Raw genomic sequence first — 21,000 nt, forward strand, 5'->3', positions numbered from 1 at the left:
CTACGCCCCGCAGACAACTCAGCCCTACGCCCCGTAGAACAGCGTGTCCACAACCCCCCGAGCCCTCCGCGCCGTACGCCGGTACGCGTCCAGCATGTCCCCCACATGCCCGTCCGCGTACCCCAAGTACCGCCCCACGGCGGCCAGTTCCCGCCCCCCGGAGGGAAACGTGTCGGCGGCTCTCCCGCGCACCAGCATCACCGCGTTGCGCACCCGCGTGGCCAGTACCCACGCCTCATCGAGGATGGACGCGTCCTCCGGCGAGATGAGCCCCGCCTCGCGCGCGGCGGCGAGCGCCTCCCGCGTCCGGGTCGTCCGCAGCCCCGACTCGGCCCGCCCGTACTGGAGTTGCAGCAGCTGCACGGTCCACTCCACGTCGGACAGCCCGCCCGGTCCCAGCTTGGTGTGCAGCTTCGGGTCGGCGCCTCGCGGCAGCCGCTCCGACTCCATACGGGCCTTCAGCCGCCGGATCTCCCGGACGGCGTCGTCGCCGAGCCCGCCAGCCGGGTACCGCAGCGGATCGATCAGCTCGATGAACCGCCGCCCCAACTCCTCGTCCCCGGCCACCGGTTCGGCCCGCAGCAGCGCCTGTGACTCCCATACCAGCGACCACCGGCGGTAGTACGCCTCGTAGGACTTGAGTGTGCGCACCATCGGCCCCGACTTGCCCTCGGGCCGCAGGTCGGCGTCGATCAGCAGCGGCGGGTCCGCGCTCGGGATCTGCAGCAGCCTTCGCATCTCGGAGACCACCCTGTTCGCCGCGTCGGAGGCCTCCCGCTCCTCCACGCCCTCGCGCGGCTCGTGCACGAAGAGGACGTCCGCGTCGGAGCCGTAGCCCAGTTCGTGGCCGCCGAAGCGGCCCATGCCGATGATCGCGAACCGGGTGGGCAGGGTGTCCCCCCAACCTCCCCATCGCACCACCGCGCGCAGGGTGCCCGCGAGGGTGGCCGCCGTCAGGTCGGAGATCGCGCCGCCGACCCGGTCCACCAGGGCGCCCTGGTCGGCCTCGGCGGGCTGTGTCTCGGTGCCGTAGGAGCCGACGATGTCGGCGGCGGCGGTACGGAACAGCTCGCGGCGGCGGACACCGCGGGCCGCCGTGACGCCCTGGGCCGCGCCGTCCGCGCGGCCGACCGCGGCGAGTATCTCCTGCTCCAGATGGTCCCGCCCGCGCGGCTCCAGCCCCCCGCCGCCGTCCCCGTCCCCGAGCAGCGCGACCGCCTCCGGCGCCCGCATCAGCAGGTCGGGAGCGAGCCGTCCGGCGGACAGCACGCGCGCGAGGTTCTCGGCGGCGGCGCCCTCGTCCCGCAGCAGGCGCAGATACCAGGGGGTCTTGCCCAACGCGTCCGACACCTTGCGGAAGTTGAGCAGGCCGGCGTCCGGGTCGGCGGAGTCCGCGAACCAGCCGAGCAGAACGGGCAGCAGGGTGCGCTGGATGGCGGCCTTGCGGGTGACCCCGGAGGCCAGCGCCTCCAGGTGGCGCAGCGCGGCCGCCGGGTCGGCGTACCCGAGCGCGACCAGCCGCTCGCGGGCCGCCTTGGGGCTCAACCGGGCTTCTCCCGGCGCGAGTTGGGCGACCGCGTCGAGGAGCGGCCGGTAGAAGAGCTTCTCGTGCAGCCGTCGTACGACCGCTGCGTGCCGGCGCCATTCGCGGTTCAGGGCGACGACCGGGTCGGTGCGCAGCCCCAGGGAGCGGCCGAGGCGGCGCTGGTCGGTCTCGTCCTCGGGGACCAGGTGGGTGCGGCGCAGCCGGTAGAGCTGGATGCGGTGTTCCATGGAGCGCAGGAAGCGGTAGGCGTCGTCGAGCTGGACGGCGTCCTCCCGGCCGACATATCCGCCCGCCGCCAGCGCCTGGAGCGCGTCGAGGGTCGTGCCGCTCCTGAGTGACGTGTCCGCCCGTCCGTGCACCAACTGCAGCAGCTGGACGGCGAATTCGACGTCCCTGAGGCCGCCGGGGCCGAGCTTCAGCTCGCGGTCGACCTCGGCGGCCGGGATGTTCTCCACCACCCGGCGGCGCATCTTCTGCACGTCGGCGACGAAGTTCTCCCGCTCGGCGGCCTGCCAGACGAGGGGTTCGAGGGCGGCGACGTACGCCTCGCCGAGCTCGGTGTCGCCGGCCACCGGGCGGGCCTTGAGCAGGGCCTGGAACTCCCAGGTCTTGGCCCAGCGCTGGTAGTAGGCGAGGTGGCTGGAGAGGGTGCGCACCAGGGGGCCGTTGCGGCCCTCGGGGCGCAGGTTGGCGTCGACGGGCCAGATGGAGCCCTCGACGGTGGTCTCCGAGCACACCCGCATCATGTGCGAGGCCAGCCTGGTGGCGGACCGCAGTGCCTTGCCCTCGTCGGCTCCCTCGACGGCCTCCCCGACGAAGATGACGTCGACGTCGGAGACGTAGTTGAGTTCATGGCCGCCGCACTTGCCCATCGCGATGACCGCGAGGCGGCACAGCGCGGCGTCGTCGGGGGCGGCGGCGCGGGCGATGGCGAGCGCGGCGCGCAGAGTGGCGGTGGCGAGGTCGGCGAGCTCGGCGGCCGTCTCGGCGACGTCGGTGGTGCCGCACACGTCCCGGGCGGCGATGGACAGCAGACAGCGGCGGTAGGCGACGCGCAGCGACACCGGGTCGGTCGCCTCCGCGAGGCCGCGCTCGAACTCCTCGACCCCCGGGTGCAGGTCCCGCGGTTCGTAGGTGACCAGCGCGTGCCAGTCGCGCGGGTGCCGGGTGAGGTGGTCGGCGAGCGCGGCTGAGGCGCCGAGGACGCCGAGCAGCCGGTCCCGGAGCGGCTTGGCCGCTATCAGGGTATCGAGCAGCTCACGGCGCGCCGTGGGAGCGGGCTGCGCTTCGAGCAGTCGTACAAGACCGTGCAGCGCGAGGTCGGGGTCGGCGGTGGCGCCCAGGGCGTCCAGCAGCACCGGGTCGTTGCGCACGGGCATGAGTTCGGCGCTGTCCAGGAGCCGCTCGGCGGCGGAGGGGTCGGTGAAGCCGTGCCGCAGCAGCCGAGTGAAGGTACTGCTCCTGCGCCCCGGCGCCGTCATCCCAGACCTCCCTCGGATCAGATTCGTACTGGCCAGAGCCTAACCGGAGCCACTGACACAGGCCCCCGGGCGTGCGGCGCCGAGTTCTCGCGCTGGGCGCTCCGCGCAATCCTGTGGCGCCTCCCGGCGATATGGGCTTCGGTAGAAGGGAGCCGTCACGGCAGACGCACGACCGACGTTCGACCGACGTTCGACGAAGGAGTCGTTCCATGGACATGAGTCTCGAAGTGATCCTGCTGCCCGTCTCCGACGTGGACCGGGCGAAGGAGTTCTACCGGGACAAGGTCGGCTTCCATGTGGATCTCGACGGCGAGGTGATGGAGGGCGTGCGGATCGTGCAGCTCACGCCGCCCGGCTCGGGCTGTTCGATCGCGCTGGTGGACGGCCTGCAGGTGCCGACGGGGACGCCCCGGCCGGGCACGTACCACGGCATGCAGCTGTGCGTGACGGACGCCAAGGCGGCGTACGACGAGCTGACCGCGCGCGGCCTCGAGGTGACCGAGCCGCAGCAGTTCGCGCCGCAGGACGGGGCCACCTTCATGTACTTCAAGGACCCCGACGGCAACGGCTGGGCGATCCAGGAGTACCGGCGCCGGGCCACCGAGCCGCTCCACCAGGTGCTGGCCCAGCTGGCGGCCGAGCGGCAGTAGTTCACCCGCTCTTCACCCACCGGGTTGGGCCACGTGGGCCATGGGAATGTTGGCGTGTGCATGCTCTGTCCGCACCGCCAGCCCCGCCCTTCCCCCCTCCGGAGGTTGATGTGTCCGGCAGTACCGCAAGTCCTGCCCGTCCCCGGGCCCGCCGTGGCCGGGCCGCGCTCGCGTCCGCGGTCGCCTTCACGGCCGCGGCCGTCGGCCTGTGGACCGGCCTCGGCGGTTCCTCGTCCGCGGCCTCGGCCGTGCCGACCCCGGACCACGTGGTCGTCGTGGTCATGGAGAACCACGCCTACAGCCAGGTCATCGGCTCCTCCAGCGCCCCGTACATCAACTCGCTCAAGACCGGCGGCGCCAATCTGACCCAGTCGTACGCGATCACCCACCCGAGCCAGCCGAACTACTACGCGCTGTTCTCCGGCTCCACCCAGGGCGTCACCGACGACAGCTGCGTCACCCCGGGCTTCTCCTCCGCCGCCAACCTGGCCTCCGAGGCGATCGCCGCGGGCCGCACCTGGGCCAGCTACAACGAGTCGCTGCCCAGCCAGGGCTCGACCACGTGCAGCAGCGGCAACTACGCGCAGAAGCACAACCCGTGGTTCGGCTTCAAGAACGTGCCGACCTCCAGCGCGAAGACGTTCGCGCAGTTCCCCACGGACTACTCGACGCTGCCGCAGATCTCCTTCGTCACCCCCAACCTGTGCAGCGACATGCACGACTGCTCGGTGTCCACCGGTGACACCTGGCTGAAGAACAACCTGGGCGGCTACGCCACCTGGGCCAAGACCCACAACAGCCTCCTCGTCATCACCTTCGACGAGGACAACCGCCTCTCCGGCAACCGCATCCCGACGGTCCTGTACGGCCAGCCGGTCACCGCGGGTTCGTCCTCCTCCACCACCTACAACCACTACGACCTGCTGCGCACCCTGGAGGACACCCAGGGCCTGTCCGCGCACGCGGGCAACGCGGCCTCCGCCAAGGACATCACCGGCATCTGGGCGTCCTGAGGTGTACGTAGCGGACAGCCGCGCGAGCAAGCCGGCGTCCGCGGAGGGCGCCGCCCGGCCCACACCGGCCGGGCGGCGCCGTGCCGCGGTCGCGCCCACCGTCCTCGCGCTCGGCACGGTCAGCCTGATCACGGACGTCTCCTCGGAGATGGTGACGGCCGTCCTCCCCCTGTACCTGGTGGCGGGCCTGGGCCTGTCCCCGCTGGGCTTCGGGCTCCTGGACGGCATCTACAACGGCTTCTCGGCGCTCGTACGCCTGGCCGGCGGCCATCTGGCCGACCGGGGCGGCGGCCGCCACAAGTGGGTGGCGGGCCTCGGTTACGGCATCTCGGCCCTCTGCAAGCCCCTCCTGCTGCTGGCCCACTCCCTCACCCCCATCGGCCTGGTCCTGGCCGCCGACCGCACGGGCAAGGGGCTGCGTACGGCCCCGCGCGACGCGCTGATCTCCCTGTCCTCCACGCCCGAGACCCGGGGCCGCGCCTTCGGTGTGCACCGCGCGATGGACACGGCCGGCGCGCTGCTCGGCCCGCTGGCGGCGTTCCTGATCCTGCGGGCCACGGTGGACGGCTACGACGCGGTGTTCACGGTGAGCTTCTGCGTGGCGGTGGCCGGGGTGCTGGTCCTGGTGCTGTTCGTGCCGGGATCGTCGTCCGCGCCGGCGATCGAGGCGGCCGTACGCCCCACGCTGCGCGCCGCGGTCGGACTGCTCCGCCACCGGGACGTCCGCCGCATCACCGTCTGCGCGCTGCTACTGGGCCTGGCGACGGTGAGCGACTCCTTCGTCTACCTGCTCCTGCAACGCCGTCTCGGCGTCCCCGACCGCTGGTTCGCGCTCCTCCCCCTCGGCACGGCGGCGGCGTTCCTGCTGCTGGCGGTGCCGCTGGGCCGGCTGGCCGACCGGGTGGGCAGCCGGCGGGTCTTCCTGGCCGGCCACGGCGCCCTGCTGCTCGCCTACGCCCTCCTGCTCACCTCCTGGCACGGCACGTTCCTGCCGTACGCGGTGCTGCTCCTGCACGGCACCTTCTACGCGGCGACCGACGGTGTGCTGATGGCGGCGGCCTCGGACAACGTGCCGGAGGCGCTGCGCTCGTCGGGCCTCGCGGTGGTGCAGACGGGTCAGGCACTGGCCCGTTTCGCCTGCTCACTGGGGTTCGGCGCGGCCTGGTCCCTGTGGGGCGACCGCACGGCACTGCTCGCGTCGACGGCGGCGCTGCTGCTGTGCGCGGCGGTGTCCCTGGCCTTTCTCCGTCCGGCGGCACGGGAGAACGCCTGATGACACCGGGAAGCGAGGGTATGACACTGCCCGCGTCGACGGCGGCGTTGCTGTGGTGCACGGCCGTATCCCTGGCCTTCGCCTTCCTCCGTCCCGCGGCTCGGGAGTACGCCTGATGACCATCCGCAACCGCGTCCTGATCCTCCTGGCGGCCGTGATCACCCTGGCGGCGGTGGCCGTGGCGTCGGTCCTGCACGCCTCCGCCCGCTCGGAACGCCGGGACCGGGCCCAGCCGGGCGGCCCGCGCGTGACCTCGGGGACGGTCACACTCACGGCCCCCGGCCGCATGGTCTTCCGCAACATGGCGTGGGGCCCGCACCGCGACGAACTGACCACGGTCCCGGCGTCCGACCCCTCGGGCCCCCGCACCGCCTCGGGCGTCAAGTGCCTGCGCTTCTACGCCGCTTCGGGCACGGGAGTGTGCCTGCAGGCGGTCCACGGCCCGGTCTCGGACACGTACCGCGCGCTGATCCTGGACGCGCACCTGCGCACCCGGGCCCACTACGACGTCCCCGGCATCCCGTCCCGCGCCCGCGTCTCCCCGACGGGTCACTTCGCCGCGTGGACGGCCTTCGTGGGCGGCGACTCGTACGCCGGCACGAACTTCTCCACACGAGCGGCGATCGTGGACGTCCGCACGGGGAAGCTGACCTCGTCCTTGGAGGCGTACCGCATCCTGAAGGACGGCCACGTCTACCACGCCCCGGACGTCAACTTCTGGGGCGTGACGTTCGCAGGCGACGACCGCACGTTCTACGCGACGTTGGCGACGGGTGGCAGCACCTACCTGGTCCGGGGAGACCTCCACACCCGAACGGTCACCACGCTTCACCAGAACGTCGAATGCCCGTCCCTCTCCCCCGACGGCACCCGCATCGCCTACAAGAAACGAGTCAAGGACCTCCCGAAGGACGCCCCTTGGCGCCTGTACGTCCTCGACCTCCGCACGATGCACGAAACCCCGCTCGCGGAGCCCCGAAGCGTGGACGACCAGGCAGTCTGGCGCGACAACCACACCCTGGTCTACGCCCTCCCGGGCGACTACGGAGCGGACCTGTACGCGATCCCGGCGGACGGCACGGGCAAGCCCGAACGCATCAGCACGGCAGCGGTGTCTCCCGCCTACCTGACGCAGTGATCCTCTCGCGGACCCACCGGATCACGCAGCGGGTCGCGCTGCCGCGCTCACGAGCCGAACGTACTGGTCGTCAGCCTCGGGAACAACGACGCCGTCACCGGATGACGATCGACGGTTACGGGACGGCCTCAGTCGAACCGCTCCAGATCCCGCAGCCAGGCCCGTGCCGAACTGTCGCTCGGTGCACGCCAGTCACCCCGCGGCGACAGCGAACCGCCCGCCGAGACCTTCGGCCCGTTCGGCATCGCCGAGCGCTTGAACTGGGCGAAGGCGAAGAAGCGCCGGCAGAAGACCTCCAGCCAGTGCCGGATCTCCGGCAGGTCGTACGCCACCCGCTTGGCCTCGGGGAAGTTCGGCGGCCAGGCACCCGTCTTCGGGTCGTGCCAGGCGTGCCAGGCCAGGAAGGCGATCTTCGACGGCCGGAAGCCGTAGCGCAGCACGTGGAACAGCGTGAAGTCGTGCAGCGCGTACGGCCCGATCTTCGACTCGGTGGACTGCATCTCCTCACCCGGCACCAGCTCCGGGCTGATCTCGGTGTCGAGGATCGCGGCGAGCGTCCGGCCCGTCTCCTCGTCGTGCTGGCCGCTGGTGATGACCCACCGGATCAGATGCTGGATCAGTGTCTTCGGCACGCCCGAGTTGACGTTGTAGTGGCTCATCTGGTCGCCCACACCGTACGTGGACCAGCCCAGCGCCAGTTCCGAGAGGTCACCCGTGCCGAGCACGATGCCGCCCCGCTGGTTGGCCAGCCGGAACAGGTAGTCGGTGCGCAGTCCCGCCTGCACGTTCTCGAAGGTGACGTCGTACACCGGCTCACCGGAGGCGAAGGGATGCCCCATCTCCTGCAGCATCAGACGCGCGGTCGGCGTGATGTCCAGCTCGGCCGCGGTGACCCCGAGCGCGGCCATCAGCTTGTGGGCGTTGTCCTTGGTGTGGTCGCTGGTGGCGAAACCGGGCAGCGTCCAGGCCAGGATGTCGCTGCGCGGACGCCCGGCCCGGTCCATCGCCCGGGCGGCGACGATCAGCGCGTGCGTGGAGTCCAGACCGCCGGACACCCCGATGACCACCTTGGGGCCGCCGATCGCCGCGAGCCGCTGCTGCAGGCCCTCGACCTGGATGTTGTACGCCTCGTAGCAGTCCTGGGCGAGCCGCTCGGCGTCGGCCGGCACGAACGGGAACCGTTCGACGCGGCGCCTGAGCCCCACATCCGTCTGCGGCGGGGCGAGTTCGAAGGACACCGTCCGGAAGTCACCGGTCCGCGCGCTGTGCGTACGGCGGTTGTCGTCGAACGTGCCCATCCGCATGCGCTCCTGCCGCAGCAGGTCCAGGTCCACGTCGGCCACGGCGTACTCGTCGCCGAGCGGGAAACGCTCGGTCTCGGCCAGCAGCACACCGTTCTCGTAGACCAGGGCCTGTCCGTCCCAGGACAGGTCGGTCGTCGACTCGCCGAGGCCCGCCGCCGCGTAGACGTACGCGGCCAGGCAGCGCGAGGACGCCGAGCGGCACAGCAGCTTGCGGTCCTCGGCCCGCCCGACCGTGATCGGGCTGCCCGAGAGGTTGACCAGGACGGTCGCGCCGGCGAGGGCGGCCTCCGCACTGGGCGGCACCGGGACCCACATGTCCTCGCAGATCTCCGCGAACAGCACCAGGCCCGGCACGTCCTCGGCGGTGAACAGCAGATCCACGCCGAACGGCACGCTCTCGCCGCCCAGACGGATCGATCCGCCTCGCTCGTCCGCGCCGTCCGCGATCTGCCGGCGCTCGTAGAACTCCCGGTAGTTCGGCGGGTACGACTTCGGCACGACCCCGAGGACCCGGCCGCGGTGCACCACCACCGCGCAGTTGTAGACCCGGTTGCGGTGGCGCAGCGGGGCGCCGACGACCAGCACCGGCAGCAACTCGGCCGACCCGGCTACCACTTCCGCGACCGCGTCCTCGACCTGGTCGAGCAGCGCGTCCTGCAGCAGCAGATCCTCGATCGAGTAGCCGCACAGCCCCATCTCCGGGAAGACGGCGACGGCGACCCCCTCCTCGGCACATCTGCGCGCCTGGCGCAGCACCGCTTCGGCGTTGGCGGGCGGATCCGCGATGACGGTGTGACCCGTACACGCGGCGACGCGTGCGAACCCGTGCTGATAAATGGACCAGAAGTTCGACTGAGGCACGGAATCCAGTGTAATCGTCAGAGCGACGCGATCGGTGAGGCGGGGTGCGGGGCGCACCCCGCGCCGCCCGCGCGGGCCGTCAGCTCTCGTAGCCCAGCACGGTCATCATCCCCGCCTCCGCGTGGTAGACGTTGTGGCAGTGGATCATCCACAGCCCTGGGTTGTCGGCGTCGAAGTCGACCCTGAGGGTCTTCCTCGGCAGCACGATCGCCGTGTCCTTGCGCGGGCCTCCCGTCACATCGGCCAGGGCGAAGGTGTGTCCGTGCACATGGAGCGGGTGCCACATGGCCGTGGAGTTCACGAACTCCAGCCGGACCCGCTCACCGGCCCGCACCGGATGGCGCTGCGAGGGCGTGTACGGCTTGCCGTCGAAGGCCCAGTCGTACTGCGTCATCCTGCCGGTGAGCCGGAGCCTGATCGTCCGGTCCGGGTTCTTGCGCTTCAGCGCCACGGACTGGTCCGCCCTCAGCCGGTCCGCGGTCAGCAGCCTTCGGTCCAGCTCGCCCGGACGGGTGCCGGCCGAGGGCGTGCCGCCGCCCCCCGTGCGCAGCAGCGCCATCGTCGACGCATCCTTGCCCTCGGCCAGCGCGGTCAGCGGGAAGACACCGTCACCGGCTGTCACCAGCACGTCGTAGCGCTCGCCCATGCCGATCAGCAGCGCGTCCGTGCGCGCGTGCTTGACCGGGTAGCCGTCCGTGTGCGTCACCGTCATCTCGTGCCCACCGAGGGCGACCCGGAAGGCAGTGTCCCCGCCGGCATTGACGAACCGGATGCGGATCCGGTCCCCGGGACGCGCCTTGAAGGCCGAAGGCGCCTTCGCCGTACGCCCGTTGACCAGGAAGAACGGGTACTCGACATCGCCGGGGTCACCGCCCAGCAGGTCGCTGTGACCGCCTGCCGTCATCCGGGACCGGGCGGAGGGTGAGGACGTACCGTGCTGGTCCATCGGCATGTCGCCCATGCCGCCGCCCATGCTCATCCCCCTGCCGCCGGTCAGCTGCGCGAACACGGCGTCCGGGGTGGTGCCGTCCACCCCGTCCAGCCAGTCGTCCAGGACGACCACCCACTCCTTGTCGTAGGACAGGGGCTCCTTGGGGTCTTCCACGATCAGCGGCGCGTACAGCCCGCGGTCGAGCTGGACGCCGGAGTGCGGATGGAACCAGTACGTGCCCGGGTGCGAGACCGTGAAGCGGTAGGTGAAGTCCGCGCCCGGTTCGATCACGCGCTGAGTGAGACCGGGGACGCCGTCCATGTCGTTGCGCAGGGCGATGCCGTGCCAGTGCAGGGACGTGGTGTCGGGGAGGTGGTTGGCCAGGGTCACGGCGAGGGTGTCGCCCGCGGTGACGCGCATCTCCTTGCCGGGCAGGGCGCCGCCGTACGACCAGGAGGTGACCTTGCGCTCGCCGAGGTTCAGCGAGGACCGGGTGGCGGTGAGGCGGATCGTGCGCACCGCGCCGCGTCCGCGCGCCGCGCGTCGCTGCTCCGCGGCGGCGACCTCCTTGCCGGCCGGGTCGACATAGCCCTTGGGATCGCTCGCCGCGGAGCCGCTGTGTCCGGAGGATGCCGAGCCCGAGCAGGCGGCCAGGAACCCCGCCCCGGCGACGGTGATGGATGCGCCGAGGACGGAACGGCGCGTGGGAGTACGCATGATGTGCTGACACCTCGTCATAGGGGGTGCGAAGGGCTGGCCTGGACGCATCTGCTGCTTCTGGTACACCGCCCACGGCGCGGAGGTTCCCACCCCGCACGGGTGAGATCACGCGGCCAGCGCGAAGCGGCCGGTGTGCGGGCCTATATGCGCAGCACCGACAGCCGGGACGGCAGGGGGAGAGCGGATGCGGCGACGCCGAGACCGGCGGCCGGCAGCAGGAGGAGGAGCGTGAAAGAGCCCAGCAACGCGATGATGCCGAGGAGCAGTGGCGCGAACAGCGGCAGCCGTCCGTACGTCTGTCTCCGCGGCGGGGTCATGTCCGCAGGCTAACCCCGCCGGGTATGCGTGTGCGCCCGCTCCCCGAGGGGAACGGGCGCACGATCACCGGAAAGGCTCAGTGCTTCCGGTACGACGCGACGTAGCCGTTCGCGGGCGTGCCCACGCCGGTGACGTCGTCGTAGCCCTTGACCGCGGACAGCGAGCTGTCCTTGCCGAGGCTGCGGACCGAGGTGATCAGACCGCCCGAGGCGTCAACGCTGTTGGCGAAGTCGACACGGGCGACCGCGAGGTCCTTGCCGGTCGGCTTGTCGGTGACGTCGTGGTACACACCCTTGTTGTAGCGGGCGTAGATCTCCGGGTTGGCGAAACCGATCGCCTTGCCGCCACGCGCCTCCTGGGCCAGGGCCTGGACGGCCGCGATCACCGGAGCGGCGAGCGAGGTGCCGCCGATGCGGTACTCGCTGTACTGCTCCGACCCGTCCGGGAAGGTCTGCGTCTGGCCGACCTTGAAACCGGTGTTGGGGTCGGCGATGGCCGCGATGTCCGGGACGACGCGGTTGCCGGCGGCGTTGTTGGCCTTGGCGAGCGCGTCCGGGACGACACCCTTCTGGTAGAACGGCTCGGCGACCGTCTTGCTGGTGCCGCCGCCCGCACCCGAGGTGAACGCGCCGGGGAAGTTGGTCCAGCTCTTGCCGTCCGCGGACAGCAGGGCCTTCTCGGTGCCCCAGCCGGTCTCCCACTGGTACGTGTCGCCCTTGCCGACCGCGAGCGAGGTACCGCCGACCGCCGTCACCCAGGCCGAGTTGGCGGGGGTGTCGACCTGCTTCGTACCGGTGTTGGCGACCTCGTCGCCGTTGTCACCGGAGGAGAAGTAGAAGCCGATGCCCTCGACCGCGCCGAACTGGAACACCTGGTCGTAGGCGGCCGCGAGGTCCGGCGTCTGGTTGGCCTCGATGTCGCCCCACGAGTTGGAGACGATGTCGGCGAGGTGGTTGTCCACCACCTTGCTCAGCGAGTCCAGCAGGTCGTCGTCCAGGCAGGACGCGCCGCCCACGTACGTGACGTGCGCGTCCGGCGCGACCGCGTGCACGGCCTCGACGTCGAGGGTCTCCTCGCCGTACCAGCCGGAGGCGTCGCACTCGTCGGCGCCGGTGTGCGTGTACTTCTTGGGCAGCACCTGGTTCAGCTGGCCGGTCTTCCAGGCCGCGTCACCGTGCTTCTTCGCGTAAGTCTGCGCGTCGAAGGCGATGGTCGGCGAGGCGAACGCGTCCGTGATGGCGACGCGCACCCCCTTGCCCGTGTACTGGCCCGCGCCGTAGGCGGCACGCAGCTGCTTGCCGGTGTAGCCCTCGATGGCGTACGGGATCTTCGTGCCGTACGCGTCCGGCAGCGTGGTCGCGATGTTCGAGCCGAAGTACGAGGAGAACGGCCCGGAGTTCTTGAACACGGAGCCGGGACCGGGCAGCTGGTCGTCGTGGCTCGCCTTGTGCGGGGCGTTGTCCAGGCCGGTGACGGTCAGGACGGCGCCCTTGAGGCTGTCCGGCACCGAGGCCGTCTTCGACGGCGCGCGGTAGGTCTTCGAGCCCTTGACGAAGTTGTGCAGCTGGGTGCCGAACGCCTTCTCGGCGGCGGCCACGTCACCGGTGACGGAGACGTAGTGCTGCGCGACGCCGGTGACCTTCAGGCCGTTGGCCGTCAGCCACGACTTGACCGCGGCCACCTGGGCCTTGGTCGCGCCGAACGCGGCCTGCGCCTTCTTGGCGCTCAGGTACTTGCCGTACAGCGGCGAGCTCGGGTCGGACACGGCCTTCGCGTACGCGGCGAGACCCGTCGCGTTCCGGCCGGCCAGGTAGACCCGGAGCTTCACCTGGGCGGCGTTCGAGGCGTCACCCTTGTCCGCCTTGGCCGTGGCCCACGCGGGCTTGGTGCCCGCCAGTGCGTCACGGGCCGGGTTGTCCGCGGCGTGCGCCGCGGGTATGCCGAGCGCCAGCGCGCCGGTGATCATGGGCAGCGTCGCCGCCATGCTCACTGCGCGAAGTTTGGCGCGGTTGGATCTCATGGAACCCCCTGCGATGCGGTTCTTCGCATGTGTGGTCGGTCATCGGTGATCCGCGTAGACCGAGCCGCGGCGGAGGCACGGAATTGGATCACACGGTAGGGGCCACTCTTTCGATGAACGGTTCATGCCAGGGGAATGAGAACACCAAGAAGAACCCAAGGAAGCGCTGTCCGAGGCGATTTGAGGCTTACGTCCTACGGTGTTTTCGGCCTTCGACGGTAATTCCTACGACCTGGGCTTCGCGCCGCGCTCCTTGAGCATGTCCGCCATCAGCTTGATCTCGGACTGCTGCGCGTCGACCATGCCCTGCGCGAGCTGCTTCTCCACGCCGACCCGGCACTTGGCGACACAGCCCTCGGCCATGTGGATGCCGCCCTTGTGATGGTCCGTCATGAGCTGGAGGTAGAAGATCTCGGCCTGCTTGCCGTTGAGGGTGCCGAGCTTCTTCATCTCGGTGTCCGTCGCCATGCCGGGCATCAGCGAGCCGTCCCCGCGCTCGGGCATGTCCCCCATGCCCATCCAGGACATCGGCGGCTTCGCCGACACCTTCGGCAGCCCCCACAGATCCAGCCAGCCCAGCAGCATCCCGCGCTGGTTGGCCTGCGTCTGCGCGATGTCGTAGGCGAGGCGCCGCACTTCCACGTTCTTCGTGCGGTCGCGGACGATGTACGACATCTCGACGGCCTGCTGGTGATGGACCGCCATGTCCCGGGCGAACCCCGCGTCGGCGGACTCCGCGGCCGGCGTGCCCGTGCTCGACCCGCCGTCCTCGGCGACCGCATAGGTGATCGCGCCGGCCGCGACGAGCGCCGCCGCGGCGGTTCCCGCGATCCAGCCGATGTGCTTCCTCATGTCACATCGTCCCGCCCGTGCACGAGGCACCAGGCTCGGGAGTCTGCTTCCCCTGGACGTACGTCTCGAAGAACTTGGCGACCTTCGGGTCGTCCGCGCTCGTCACGCCGAGCTGGTGGCCCCACGCCGTCAGCTCGATCGGCGAGGTCTGGTTGGTGTACGGGCTCATCAGGGAGTACGGCGTCTGCTTCACCTTCGCCGCGAGCGTGTCCACGTCGGACTTCTTCGCCTTGTCGGTGTACGTCACCCACACCGCGCCGTGCTCCAGCGCGTGCACGGCGTTCTCGTCCTTGACGGCCTTGGTGTAGACGTTGCCGTTGCAGTTGAGCCACACCGGGTTGTGGTTGCCGCCGACCGGCGGGTGCATCGGGTAACTCACCGTCCCCGAGACGTGGTTGCGGGACAGCTTGCCCGACCAGGTCTGCACGCCGTCCTTGCCGGTGGTGAAGTGCCCGGAATCCCCGGAGCTGCCGCCCTTGGCGTCGCTCGCGCTGTCGCTCTTCTTGTCCGACTGGCTGTTGACGAGGACCACACCGCCGACGACGAGACCGGCGACGACGACCACGCTCGCGCCGATGACGAGGATGCGATTGCGCCGTTCACGGGCCTTCTCGGCGCGCCGCATCTCCTCTATGCGCGCCTTGCGGGCGGCACTGGTGGTCTTCGAGCCCATGGCGGGTGTCCTTATAGGGGGGAAGGGACGTCGGGTGGGCTGATCGTAATGGGGACGGAGGGGCGATTCGCAGGCAGGGCACAGGAAAGGCCGGATCGATACGTATCCGACAGGAATCGAGCGATAATTTGAACCGCAGATGCGCATTATCTACGCTGCCGGTATGCGGCTGCTGCGCTCCACCGACCTCGCCCTGCGCGTCCTGATGCGGCTCGCCGTCGCCGGCGAGTCCAGTCCGACGACCCGCGAGGTCGCGGCGGACATGGACGTGCCGTACACGCACGCGGCGAAGGTCGTCGCCGAACTCCAGCACCAGGGTCTGGTCGACGCCCGCCGTGGCCGGGGCGGCGGGCTGTCCCTGAGCGCCAAGGGCCGTACGGCCTCCGTCGGCGGCGTGGTGCGCGCCTTCGAGGGCGACGGTGACGTCGTCGACTGCGAGGGCGGTACCTCCCCCTGCCCCCTGAACTCCGCCTGCCGTCTCCGGGGCGCCCTGCGCCGGGCCCAGGAGGCCTTCTACGCCTCGCTGGACCCGCTGACGGTGGCCGACATGGTCGCCGCCCCGACCGGCCCCCTCCTGCTGGAGATCGGCCGCGCTTCCTGGACCTCTCAGGGTTCTTAGGGTTCTCAGGGCGGGCCGGAGCCCGTCAGGCCTGGGCGGCGAGCCAGAGGTCGGGGCCGAACATCTCGTAGTGGATGTCGGCCGGGGCCACGCCCTTCCCGATCAGCTGCGCGCGGACCGCCCGCATGAAGGGGAGCGGACCGCACAGGTACGCGCGTGTGCCGGCGGGTACGTCGACGTCGGCGAGGTCGACCAGGCCGGTGCGGGTGCCCGGGGTGGCGTCCCGCTCGTACCAGAAGTGCGTCGTGGCGTCCGCGAGCTTCGCCGTGCAGGCCTCGTGGTCGGCGAGCAGCGCGTGGTCGGCGGGGGAGCGGTCGCCGTGGACGACGGTGACCGGGCCGCCGTGACCGTCCGCCGCGAGCCGGGCCAGCATCGCGATCATGGGGGTCACTCCGATGCCGACGGAGGCGAGCAGCAGCGGGGTGCCGTCGGTGGCGTCCAGGACGAGGTCGCCGTACGGGGCGGACAGCTCCAGGACGTCGCCCTCACGCACGCGCGCGTGGAGGTGCTGTGAGACCTCTCCGTCGGGCGAGGCGCCGTCGTGGACGCGCTTCACGCTGATCCGGCGCAGGGGCGAGCCCGGGGCGCCGGAGAGGCTGTACTGGCGTATCTGGCGGGCGCCGTCCGGGAGTTCGGCACGTACGGAGACGTACTGGCCCGCGCGGAAGTCGGCGACCGGGCCGCCGTCCACGGGCCGCAGCCGGAAGGAGACCACGTCGGCGGTCTCGGCGACCCGTTCCACGACCTCCCACTCCCGCCAGCCGGACCCGTCCGCGCTCTCCTCGTACAGCCGCTTCTCGATCGCCACGAGGGCGTTCGCCATCAGCCAGTAGACCTCGTCCCAGGCGGCCGCGACCTGCGGGGTGACGGCCTCGCCCAGGACCTCGGCGATGGCGGCGAAGAGGTGCTCGTGGACCAGCGCGTACTGCTCGGGAGCTACCCCGAGGGAGGCGTGCTTGTGGGCGATGCGGGTGAGCATCGCGTCCGGCCGCCGGTCCGGGTGGTCCAGGAGGTGGGTCGCGAAGGCGGCGATCGAGCCGGCGAGGGCCTGGCGCTGGGTGCCGGCGGCCTGGTTGCCGCGGTTGAACAGGTCGCGCAGCAGCTCCGGGCGGGCGGCGAACAGACCGGCGTAGAAGCGCTCGGTGATCTCGCCGAGGTGTGCTCCGACGGCGGGGAGGGTGGCGCGGACGGTTGCGGCGGCTGGTTCGGACAGCATCGGGGGCTCCTCGTGATCTCGGCTGATCGGAACCGTATTTAAACTGGAATCTGGGATGCAAATTAAGCGCGGGTGGCGATGGTCACGTGTGAGGCGGGGCCGGGCATTACGGATGTCAGTCCGAGCAGGCAAGATGGGCGGCAGAGCCGTACACCTGGCATACGTGAGGCGTTCAGGCCGAGGTCGCTTCGACGATCAAGGTCGGCAACGCGCATGAAATGCTGTTGTGGTGTGATGCTCAGGTGCCCGACCGCCTCCTGCGGGACAGGGAGACAGGCGGCCTGACCAGCAAGGATGGGGAAGCGGAAGATGGACAAGCAGCAGGAGTTCGTGCTCCGGACGTTGGAGGAGCGCGACATCCGGTTCGTACGCCTGTGGTTCACGGACGTGCTGGGCTTCCTCAAGTCCGTCGCCGTGGCCCCCGCCGAGCTTGAACAGGCGTTCGATGAGGGCATCGGCTTCGACGGTTCGGCCATCGAGGGCTTCGCCCGTGTATACGAGTCCGACATGATCGCCAAGCCGGACCCGTCCACCTTCCAGATCCTGCCCTGGCGCGCCGAGGCCCCCGGCACGGCCCGGATGTTCTGCGACATCCTCATGCCGGACGGCTCCCCGTCCTTCGCCGACCCGCGCTACGTCCTCAAGCGCGCCCTCACGCGCGGCTCCGACCTGGGTTTCACCTTCTACACGCACCCGGAGATCGAGTTCTTCCTGCTGAAGGACCGCCCGCTCGACGGTACGCGCCCCACCCCCGCCGACAACTCCGGCTACTTCGACCACACCCCGCAGAACATCGGCATGGACTTCCGCCGTCAGGCGATCACCATGCTGGAGTCGATGGGCATCTCGGTCGAGTTCTCCCACCACGAGGGCGCACCCGGCCAGCAGGAGATCGACCTGCGCTACGCCGACGCCCTCTCCACGGCCGACAACATCATGACCTTCCGCCTGGTCATGAAGCAGGTGGCGCTGGAGCAGGGGGTCCAGGCGACCTTCATGCCCAAGCCCTTCTCGGAGCACCCGGGCTCCGGCATGCACACCCACCTCTCCCTCTTCGAGGGCGACCGCAACGCGTTCTACGAGTCCGGCTCGGAGTACCAGCTCTCCAAGGTCGGCCGCTCCTTCATCGCGGGCCTGCTGCGCCACGCGGCGGAGATCTCCGCGGTCACCAACCAGTGGGTCAACTCCTACAAGCGCATCTGGGGCGGCTCGGAGCGCACGGCCGGCGCCGGTGGCGAGGCTCCCTCCTACATCTGCTGGGGCCACAACAACCGCTCGGCCCTGGTCCGCGTCCCGATGTACAAGCCCGGCAAGACCGGCTCCGCGCGCGTGGAGGTCCGCTCCCTCGACTCCGGCGCCAACCCGTACCTGGCCTACGCCGTCCTGCTGGCCGCCGGCCTCAAGGGCATCGAGGAGGGCTACGAACTCCCTCCGGGCGCCGAGGACGACGTCTGGGCCCTCTCCGACGCGGAGCGCCGCGCGATGGGCATCGAACCCCTCCCCCAGAACCTCGGCGAGGCCCTGACCCTGATGGAACGCAGCGACCTGGTCGCCGAGACCCTGGGCGAGCACGTCTTCGACTTCTTCCTGCGCAACAAGAAGCAGGAGTGGGAGGAGTACCGCTCCGAGGTGACGGCGTTCGAGCTGCGGAAGAACCTGCCGGTGCTGTAGGGGCAGGTAGGGCGGTTTCACAGCGAGATCGGCTACCGGGGCCGACGGTCATGGACCGTCGGCCCCGTGGCGTCTCACTGCCCCCGTGCCGTCTCTGGGCCGTCTGAGGCCGGAGTGGCCTGCTCCGCAGCGACGATCCATGTATCGATCTCGTCATGGGACGTCCTGATGGCGCTGATCAGCTCTTCCAGCACGTCCAGCTTCCGCTTGCCGACGTTCCGGCTGAGCTCCGCCATCGACACCTCTCGGTACGGCGATGCGGGTACGGTCTGCTCCAACTCGCTGAGCCAGTCTCGGATGCGTTCCGGCTGAAGGAGCCGAGCGGTCGCCAGCCGAGGCAGAGGATCGCATGACCACGGATCGCGGACTCGTGTGCCGCTGTCCAGGTTGCGCATAGCGGGCAGCAGTGTTCCGGTAGAAGTGATGGGTGACCCCATCTGGTCTGCACCGAATGAGCGCGGGGCTTCGTGATCCCATAGAGGCTCATCCATGAGCGGCGGCCACTCAATCTCCCCAACCGCTTATGCGAAATTCCCGAATCGGAATTGTGCCATGAAGTGTCGAATCTTTCTGGCCAGCGCAACAGCAGCTCTTCTTTCATTGGCTTCAGCACCTGCAAGCGCAACAGGGGAACCGGTTCCGAACCCAGGATGGGCGGGCCTTGAGATAGCCGGCCCGCAAGCCCAGTCGGTCGAAGGATCGTGGCGGCCCTCCAAGGTGGAGTGCCCTGTCCTGCATAACCCCGATCACCAGCCCAGTTTCGCCATATGGGTTGGCCTGGGTGGAGCAGAGAGGGTCAACAAGGCCGGAGACACCGAACCGCTCATCAAAGCAGGGACAGTTACCGTTTGCCTGGCCGGCATAGCATTCCACCAACTCGTCTATGAATGGATCGACCGCACGGGGGCTCACGGCGAGACGCTGGGTGGCGTAGACGCGAATGCTCGAATCTCAGCAAAGATCGAGCACGTAAAGGACGCGAAGGGAAAATGGACCTATAGATTCGATGTGACAAAGAACGGGGAAAGCGTTGAGATCCCACCCGTGGCGATCTCACGAGACAAGGGAAGAGCCACTTCCTCAAAGGAGTGGATTGTGGAAAGACCCCACCGCGCTGAATGGCTTGGCTATGGCAGTCCGAATTGCCGGGACGTGCTGCCTGACTTCGGAAGCATAACGATTCACCGTGGACCGGGAGGCACTGGAACATGGAAACAGTGGAAGATCACTGATGACTCGAGTGAGCCAAGTTCCAGTCCTGTCTTGGCTGCGCCCGCGACGAAGCCAAGCGACACGGACGTCACGGTAATCCATAAGGCCAAGGGATCTGAGCACATCTGCTCAAAGGTGTCGATCAGCAAGTCGTCGAGCGCAGCCGGCCAAGCGCGGTAAACCGTCACAGCGGAGGTACAGCTGGGCACGGGGCTGTCCGCCGGGAGCGGCGCGAGGGGCTTCGTGCCGCTCCGGCGACGTGCGCGCGGTCGAAGTGGACGTCAGCGGTGCAGTACTTCCGACGCCTCCGGCAGGTGTACGGCGACGAGTCGGCCTGTTCCGCTCTGCGGAACCCGGCGACGGTCCACCCCGTAAGCAACCCCCGCCACGCCAAGCCCCAGCACCGCCAGCATCGCGCCCGCCAGTGACGGAGACGTCACCCCGAAGCCCGCGGCCAGGGCGACGCCGCCGATCCAGGCACCGCCGGCGTTCGCCAGGTTGAACGCGGCCTGGTTCGCGGAGGAAGCGAGGGACGGGGCCGCCGACGCCTTCTCCATGACCATCAGCTGCAGGGGCGAACCGGTGATGAAGGCCGCCGCGCCGAGCAGGGCGACCGCCAGCGCGGCGCTCCACTGTGTGTGCATCAGGAGCGGGAAGAGGGCGAGGACGGCCGCCAGGGAGACCAGGCCGCCGAAGAGCGTGCCTCGCAGGGAGTGGTCCGCGAGGCGGCCGCCGACCAGGTTGCCGGCCGTCGCGCCGACGCCGAACAGGGCCAGCAGCAGGGTGACGCTGGACTCGGCGTATCCGGCGGCGCCGGTGAGCATCGGGGTGATGTAGCTGTAGGCGGCGAACAGCGCGCCGAAGCCGGCGACCGTGGTGCCGAGGGCCAGCCAGACGGGGAGCGAGCGCAGGGCCGACAGTTCGCGGCGCAGTCCGGCGGCATGTGCGTGGGTGTGGTCGTGCGGGATCAGGGCGGCCAGCGAGGCGATCGCGGCCAGGCCGATCGCGCCGACGCCGAGGAAGGTGGCGCGCCAGCCCAGGTGCTGGCCCATGAGCGTGGCGACGGGTACGCCCGCGATGTTGGCGACCGTCAGGCCCAGGAACATCAGCGAGACGGAGCGGGCCTTGCGCTCCGGCGCGACCATGTTCGTCGCGACGACGGCGCCGACGCCGAAGAAGGCACCGTGCGGCAGGCCGCTGAGGAAGCGGGCGGCCAGCAGGGAGTCGTAGCCGGGGGCGAACGCGGACAGCGCGTTGCCCGCGACGAACAGCGCCATCAGGCCGATCAGGACCGTGCGGCGCGACATCCGGGCGGTGAGCGCGGCGAGGAGCGGGGCACCGATCACGACGCCCAGCGCGTACGCCGAGACCAGGTGCCCGGCGGTGGGGATCGAGATGTGCAGGTCGTCCGCGACATCGGGCAGCAGGCCCATCATCACGAACTCGGTGGTGCCAATGCCGAAAGCGCCGACGGCCAGTGCGAGCAGGGCCAGGGGCATGAA

17 protein-coding genes are annotated in these 21,000 nt (G+C 70.2%); 7 read left to right on the forward strand and 10 right to left on the reverse strand.

What is annotated here, in order from left to right:
- Nucleotides 1-24 precede the first annotated feature (24 nt).
- The gene (locus tag ACWCQ1_RS34430) at nucleotides 25-3,027 is read right to left on the reverse strand and encodes a bifunctional [glutamine synthetase] adenylyltransferase/[glutamine synthetase]-adenylyl-L-tyrosine phosphorylase (RefSeq protein WP_358607919.1); all 3,003 of its coding nucleotides are present in this window, start codon (nucleotides 3,025-3,027) and stop codon (nucleotides 25-27) included.
- 209 nt (nucleotides 3,028-3,236) lie between these two features.
- On the opposite strand from ACWCQ1_RS34430, the gene ACWCQ1_RS34435 reads away from it, so the two are divergent.
- From ACWCQ1_RS34435 to ACWCQ1_RS34450, 4 genes are all read left to right on the forward strand, one after another.
- Nucleotides 3,237-3,677 carry a VOC family protein gene (locus tag ACWCQ1_RS34435; protein WP_133042993.1) on the forward strand — a complete coding sequence of 147 codons (441 nt, stop codon included), beginning with the start codon at nucleotides 3,237-3,239 and terminating at the stop codon, nucleotides 3,675-3,677.
- A gap of 110 nt (nucleotides 3,678-3,787) precedes the next feature.
- Nucleotides 3,788-4,690, forward strand: coding sequence for an alkaline phosphatase family protein (locus ACWCQ1_RS34440; protein WP_358607913.1), 903 nt, complete (start codon nucleotides 3,788-3,790; stop codon nucleotides 4,688-4,690).
- Between the two features lies 1 nt (nucleotide 4,691).
- Nucleotides 4,692-5,963: an MFS transporter gene (locus tag ACWCQ1_RS34445; protein ID WP_358607910.1), complete on the forward strand. Its 1,272-nt coding sequence runs from the start codon at nucleotides 4,692-4,694 to the stop codon at nucleotides 5,961-5,963.
- A 115-nt stretch (nucleotides 5,964-6,078) separates the two neighbouring features.
- Nucleotides 6,079-7,101 carry a TolB family protein gene (locus ACWCQ1_RS34450; RefSeq protein WP_358607908.1) on the forward strand — a complete coding sequence of 341 codons (1,023 nt, stop codon included), beginning with the start codon at nucleotides 6,079-6,081 and terminating at the stop codon, nucleotides 7,099-7,101.
- A 128-nt stretch (nucleotides 7,102-7,229) separates the two neighbouring features.
- On the opposite strand, the gene ACWCQ1_RS34455 is transcribed toward ACWCQ1_RS34450, so the two are convergent.
- From ACWCQ1_RS34455 to ACWCQ1_RS34480, 6 genes are all read right to left on the reverse strand, one after another.
- Nucleotides 7,230-9,266 carry an NAD(+) synthase gene (locus tag ACWCQ1_RS34455; protein WP_358607905.1) on the reverse strand — a complete coding sequence of 679 codons (2,037 nt, stop codon included), beginning with the start codon at nucleotides 9,264-9,266 and terminating at the stop codon, nucleotides 7,230-7,232.
- Between the two features lie 79 nt (nucleotides 9,267-9,345).
- A complete protein-coding gene (locus ACWCQ1_RS34460) occupies nucleotides 9,346-10,914 on the reverse strand; it encodes a multicopper oxidase family protein (RefSeq protein ID WP_451028147.1) in 1,569 nt (522 codons plus the stop codon).
- A 143-nt stretch (nucleotides 10,915-11,057) separates the two neighbouring features.
- Nucleotides 11,058-11,234: a hypothetical protein gene (locus ACWCQ1_RS34465; protein WP_451028148.1), complete on the reverse strand. Its 177-nt coding sequence runs from the start codon at nucleotides 11,232-11,234 to the stop codon at nucleotides 11,058-11,060.
- Between the two features lie 77 nt (nucleotides 11,235-11,311).
- The gene (locus tag ACWCQ1_RS34470) at nucleotides 11,312-13,255 is read right to left on the reverse strand and encodes a S53 family peptidase (RefSeq protein ID WP_133042999.1); all 1,944 of its coding nucleotides are present in this window, start codon (nucleotides 13,253-13,255) and stop codon (nucleotides 11,312-11,314) included.
- A 225-nt stretch (nucleotides 13,256-13,480) separates the two neighbouring features.
- Nucleotides 13,481-14,107: a DUF305 domain-containing protein gene (locus ACWCQ1_RS34475; protein ID WP_208780031.1), complete on the reverse strand. Its 627-nt coding sequence runs from the start codon at nucleotides 14,105-14,107 to the stop codon at nucleotides 13,481-13,483.
- Nucleotide 14,108: 1 nt separating this feature from the next.
- The gene (locus ACWCQ1_RS34480) at nucleotides 14,109-14,780 is read right to left on the reverse strand and encodes a DUF3105 domain-containing protein (protein WP_451028149.1); all 672 of its coding nucleotides are present in this window, start codon (nucleotides 14,778-14,780) and stop codon (nucleotides 14,109-14,111) included.
- Nucleotides 14,781-14,943: 163 nt separating this feature from the next.
- Here ACWCQ1_RS34480 and ACWCQ1_RS34485 point away from each other — a divergent pair, with 163 nt between their 5' ends.
- Complete coding sequence (locus tag ACWCQ1_RS34485; RefSeq protein ID WP_451028177.1) at nucleotides 14,944-15,399, forward strand: RrF2 family transcriptional regulator; 456 nt, start codon at nucleotides 14,944-14,946, stop codon at nucleotides 15,397-15,399.
- Between the two features lie 25 nt (nucleotides 15,400-15,424).
- Here ACWCQ1_RS34485 and ACWCQ1_RS34490 read toward each other — a convergent pair whose 3' ends face one another.
- Nucleotides 15,425-16,615: a globin domain-containing protein gene (locus ACWCQ1_RS34490; RefSeq protein WP_451028150.1), complete on the reverse strand. Its 1,191-nt coding sequence runs from the start codon at nucleotides 16,613-16,615 to the stop codon at nucleotides 15,425-15,427.
- A 309-nt stretch (nucleotides 16,616-16,924) separates the two neighbouring features.
- Here ACWCQ1_RS34490 and ACWCQ1_RS34495 point away from each other — a divergent pair, with 309 nt between their 5' ends.
- A complete protein-coding gene (locus ACWCQ1_RS34495; RefSeq protein WP_133043003.1) occupies nucleotides 16,925-18,286 on the forward strand; it encodes a glutamine synthetase family protein in 1,362 nt (453 codons plus the stop codon).
- 74 nt (nucleotides 18,287-18,360) lie between these two features.
- On the opposite strand, the gene ACWCQ1_RS34500 is transcribed toward ACWCQ1_RS34495, so the two are convergent.
- Nucleotides 18,361-18,681: a hypothetical protein gene (locus tag ACWCQ1_RS34500; RefSeq protein WP_451028151.1), complete on the reverse strand. Its 321-nt coding sequence runs from the start codon at nucleotides 18,679-18,681 to the stop codon at nucleotides 18,361-18,363.
- Between the two features lie 157 nt (nucleotides 18,682-18,838).
- Between ACWCQ1_RS34500 and ACWCQ1_RS34505 the strand changes: the two genes are divergently transcribed.
- Entirely contained in the window at nucleotides 18,839-19,678 is an 840-nt protein-coding gene (locus ACWCQ1_RS34505) for a G1 family glutamic endopeptidase (protein ID WP_451028152.1), read from the forward strand.
- A 101-nt stretch (nucleotides 19,679-19,779) separates the two neighbouring features.
- Here ACWCQ1_RS34505 and ACWCQ1_RS34510 read toward each other — a convergent pair whose 3' ends face one another.
- Entirely contained in the window at nucleotides 19,780-20,997 is a 1,218-nt protein-coding gene (locus ACWCQ1_RS34510) for an MFS transporter (protein WP_451028153.1), read from the reverse strand.
- Nucleotides 20,998-21,000: the final 3 nt, after the last annotated feature.

Source organism: Streptomyces sp. NPDC002144, from assembly GCF_053593695.1.

Coding starts and splice junctions, on each gene's coding strand:
- ACWCQ1_RS34430 (WP_358607919.1), bottom strand. CDS start 3,027: ATGACGGCGCCGGGGCGCAGGAGCAGTACCTTCACTCGGCTGCTGCGG.
- ACWCQ1_RS34435 (WP_133042993.1), top strand. CDS start 3,237: ATGGACATGAGTCTCGAAGTGATCCTGCTGCCCGTCTCCGACGTGGAC.
- ACWCQ1_RS34450 (WP_358607908.1), top strand. CDS start 6,079: ATGACCATCCGCAACCGCGTCCTGATCCTCCTGGCGGCCGTGATCACC.
- ACWCQ1_RS34460 (WP_451028147.1), bottom strand. CDS start 10,914: ATGCGTACTCCCACGCGCCGTTCCGTCCTCGGCGCATCCATCACCGTC.
- ACWCQ1_RS34465 (WP_451028148.1), bottom strand. CDS start 11,234: ATGACCCCGCCGCGGAGACAGACGTACGGACGGCTGCCGCTGTTCGCG.
- ACWCQ1_RS34470 (WP_133042999.1), bottom strand. CDS start 13,255: ATGAGATCCAACCGCGCCAAACTTCGCGCAGTGAGCATGGCGGCGACG.
- ACWCQ1_RS34475 (WP_208780031.1), bottom strand. CDS start 14,107: ATGAGGAAGCACATCGGCTGGATCGCGGGAACCGCCGCGGCGGCGCTC.
- ACWCQ1_RS34480 (WP_451028149.1), bottom strand. CDS start 14,780: ATGGGCTCGAAGACCACCAGTGCCGCCCGCAAGGCGCGCATAGAGGAG.
- ACWCQ1_RS34485 (WP_451028177.1), top strand. CDS start 14,944: ATGCGGCTGCTGCGCTCCACCGACCTCGCCCTGCGCGTCCTGATGCGG.
- ACWCQ1_RS34490 (WP_451028150.1), bottom strand. CDS start 16,615: ATGCTGTCCGAACCAGCCGCCGCAACCGTCCGCGCCACCCTCCCCGCC.
- ACWCQ1_RS34495 (WP_133043003.1), top strand. CDS start 16,925: ATGGACAAGCAGCAGGAGTTCGTGCTCCGGACGTTGGAGGAGCGCGAC.
- ACWCQ1_RS34500 (WP_451028151.1), bottom strand. CDS start 18,681: ATGCGCAACCTGGACAGCGGCACACGAGTCCGCGATCCGTGGTCATGC.
- ACWCQ1_RS34505 (WP_451028152.1), top strand. CDS start 18,839: ATGAAGTGTCGAATCTTTCTGGCCAGCGCAACAGCAGCTCTTCTTTCA.
- ACWCQ1_RS34510 (WP_451028153.1), bottom strand. CDS start 20,997: ATGCCCCTGGCCCTGCTCGCACTGGCCGTCGGCGCTTTCGGCATTGGC.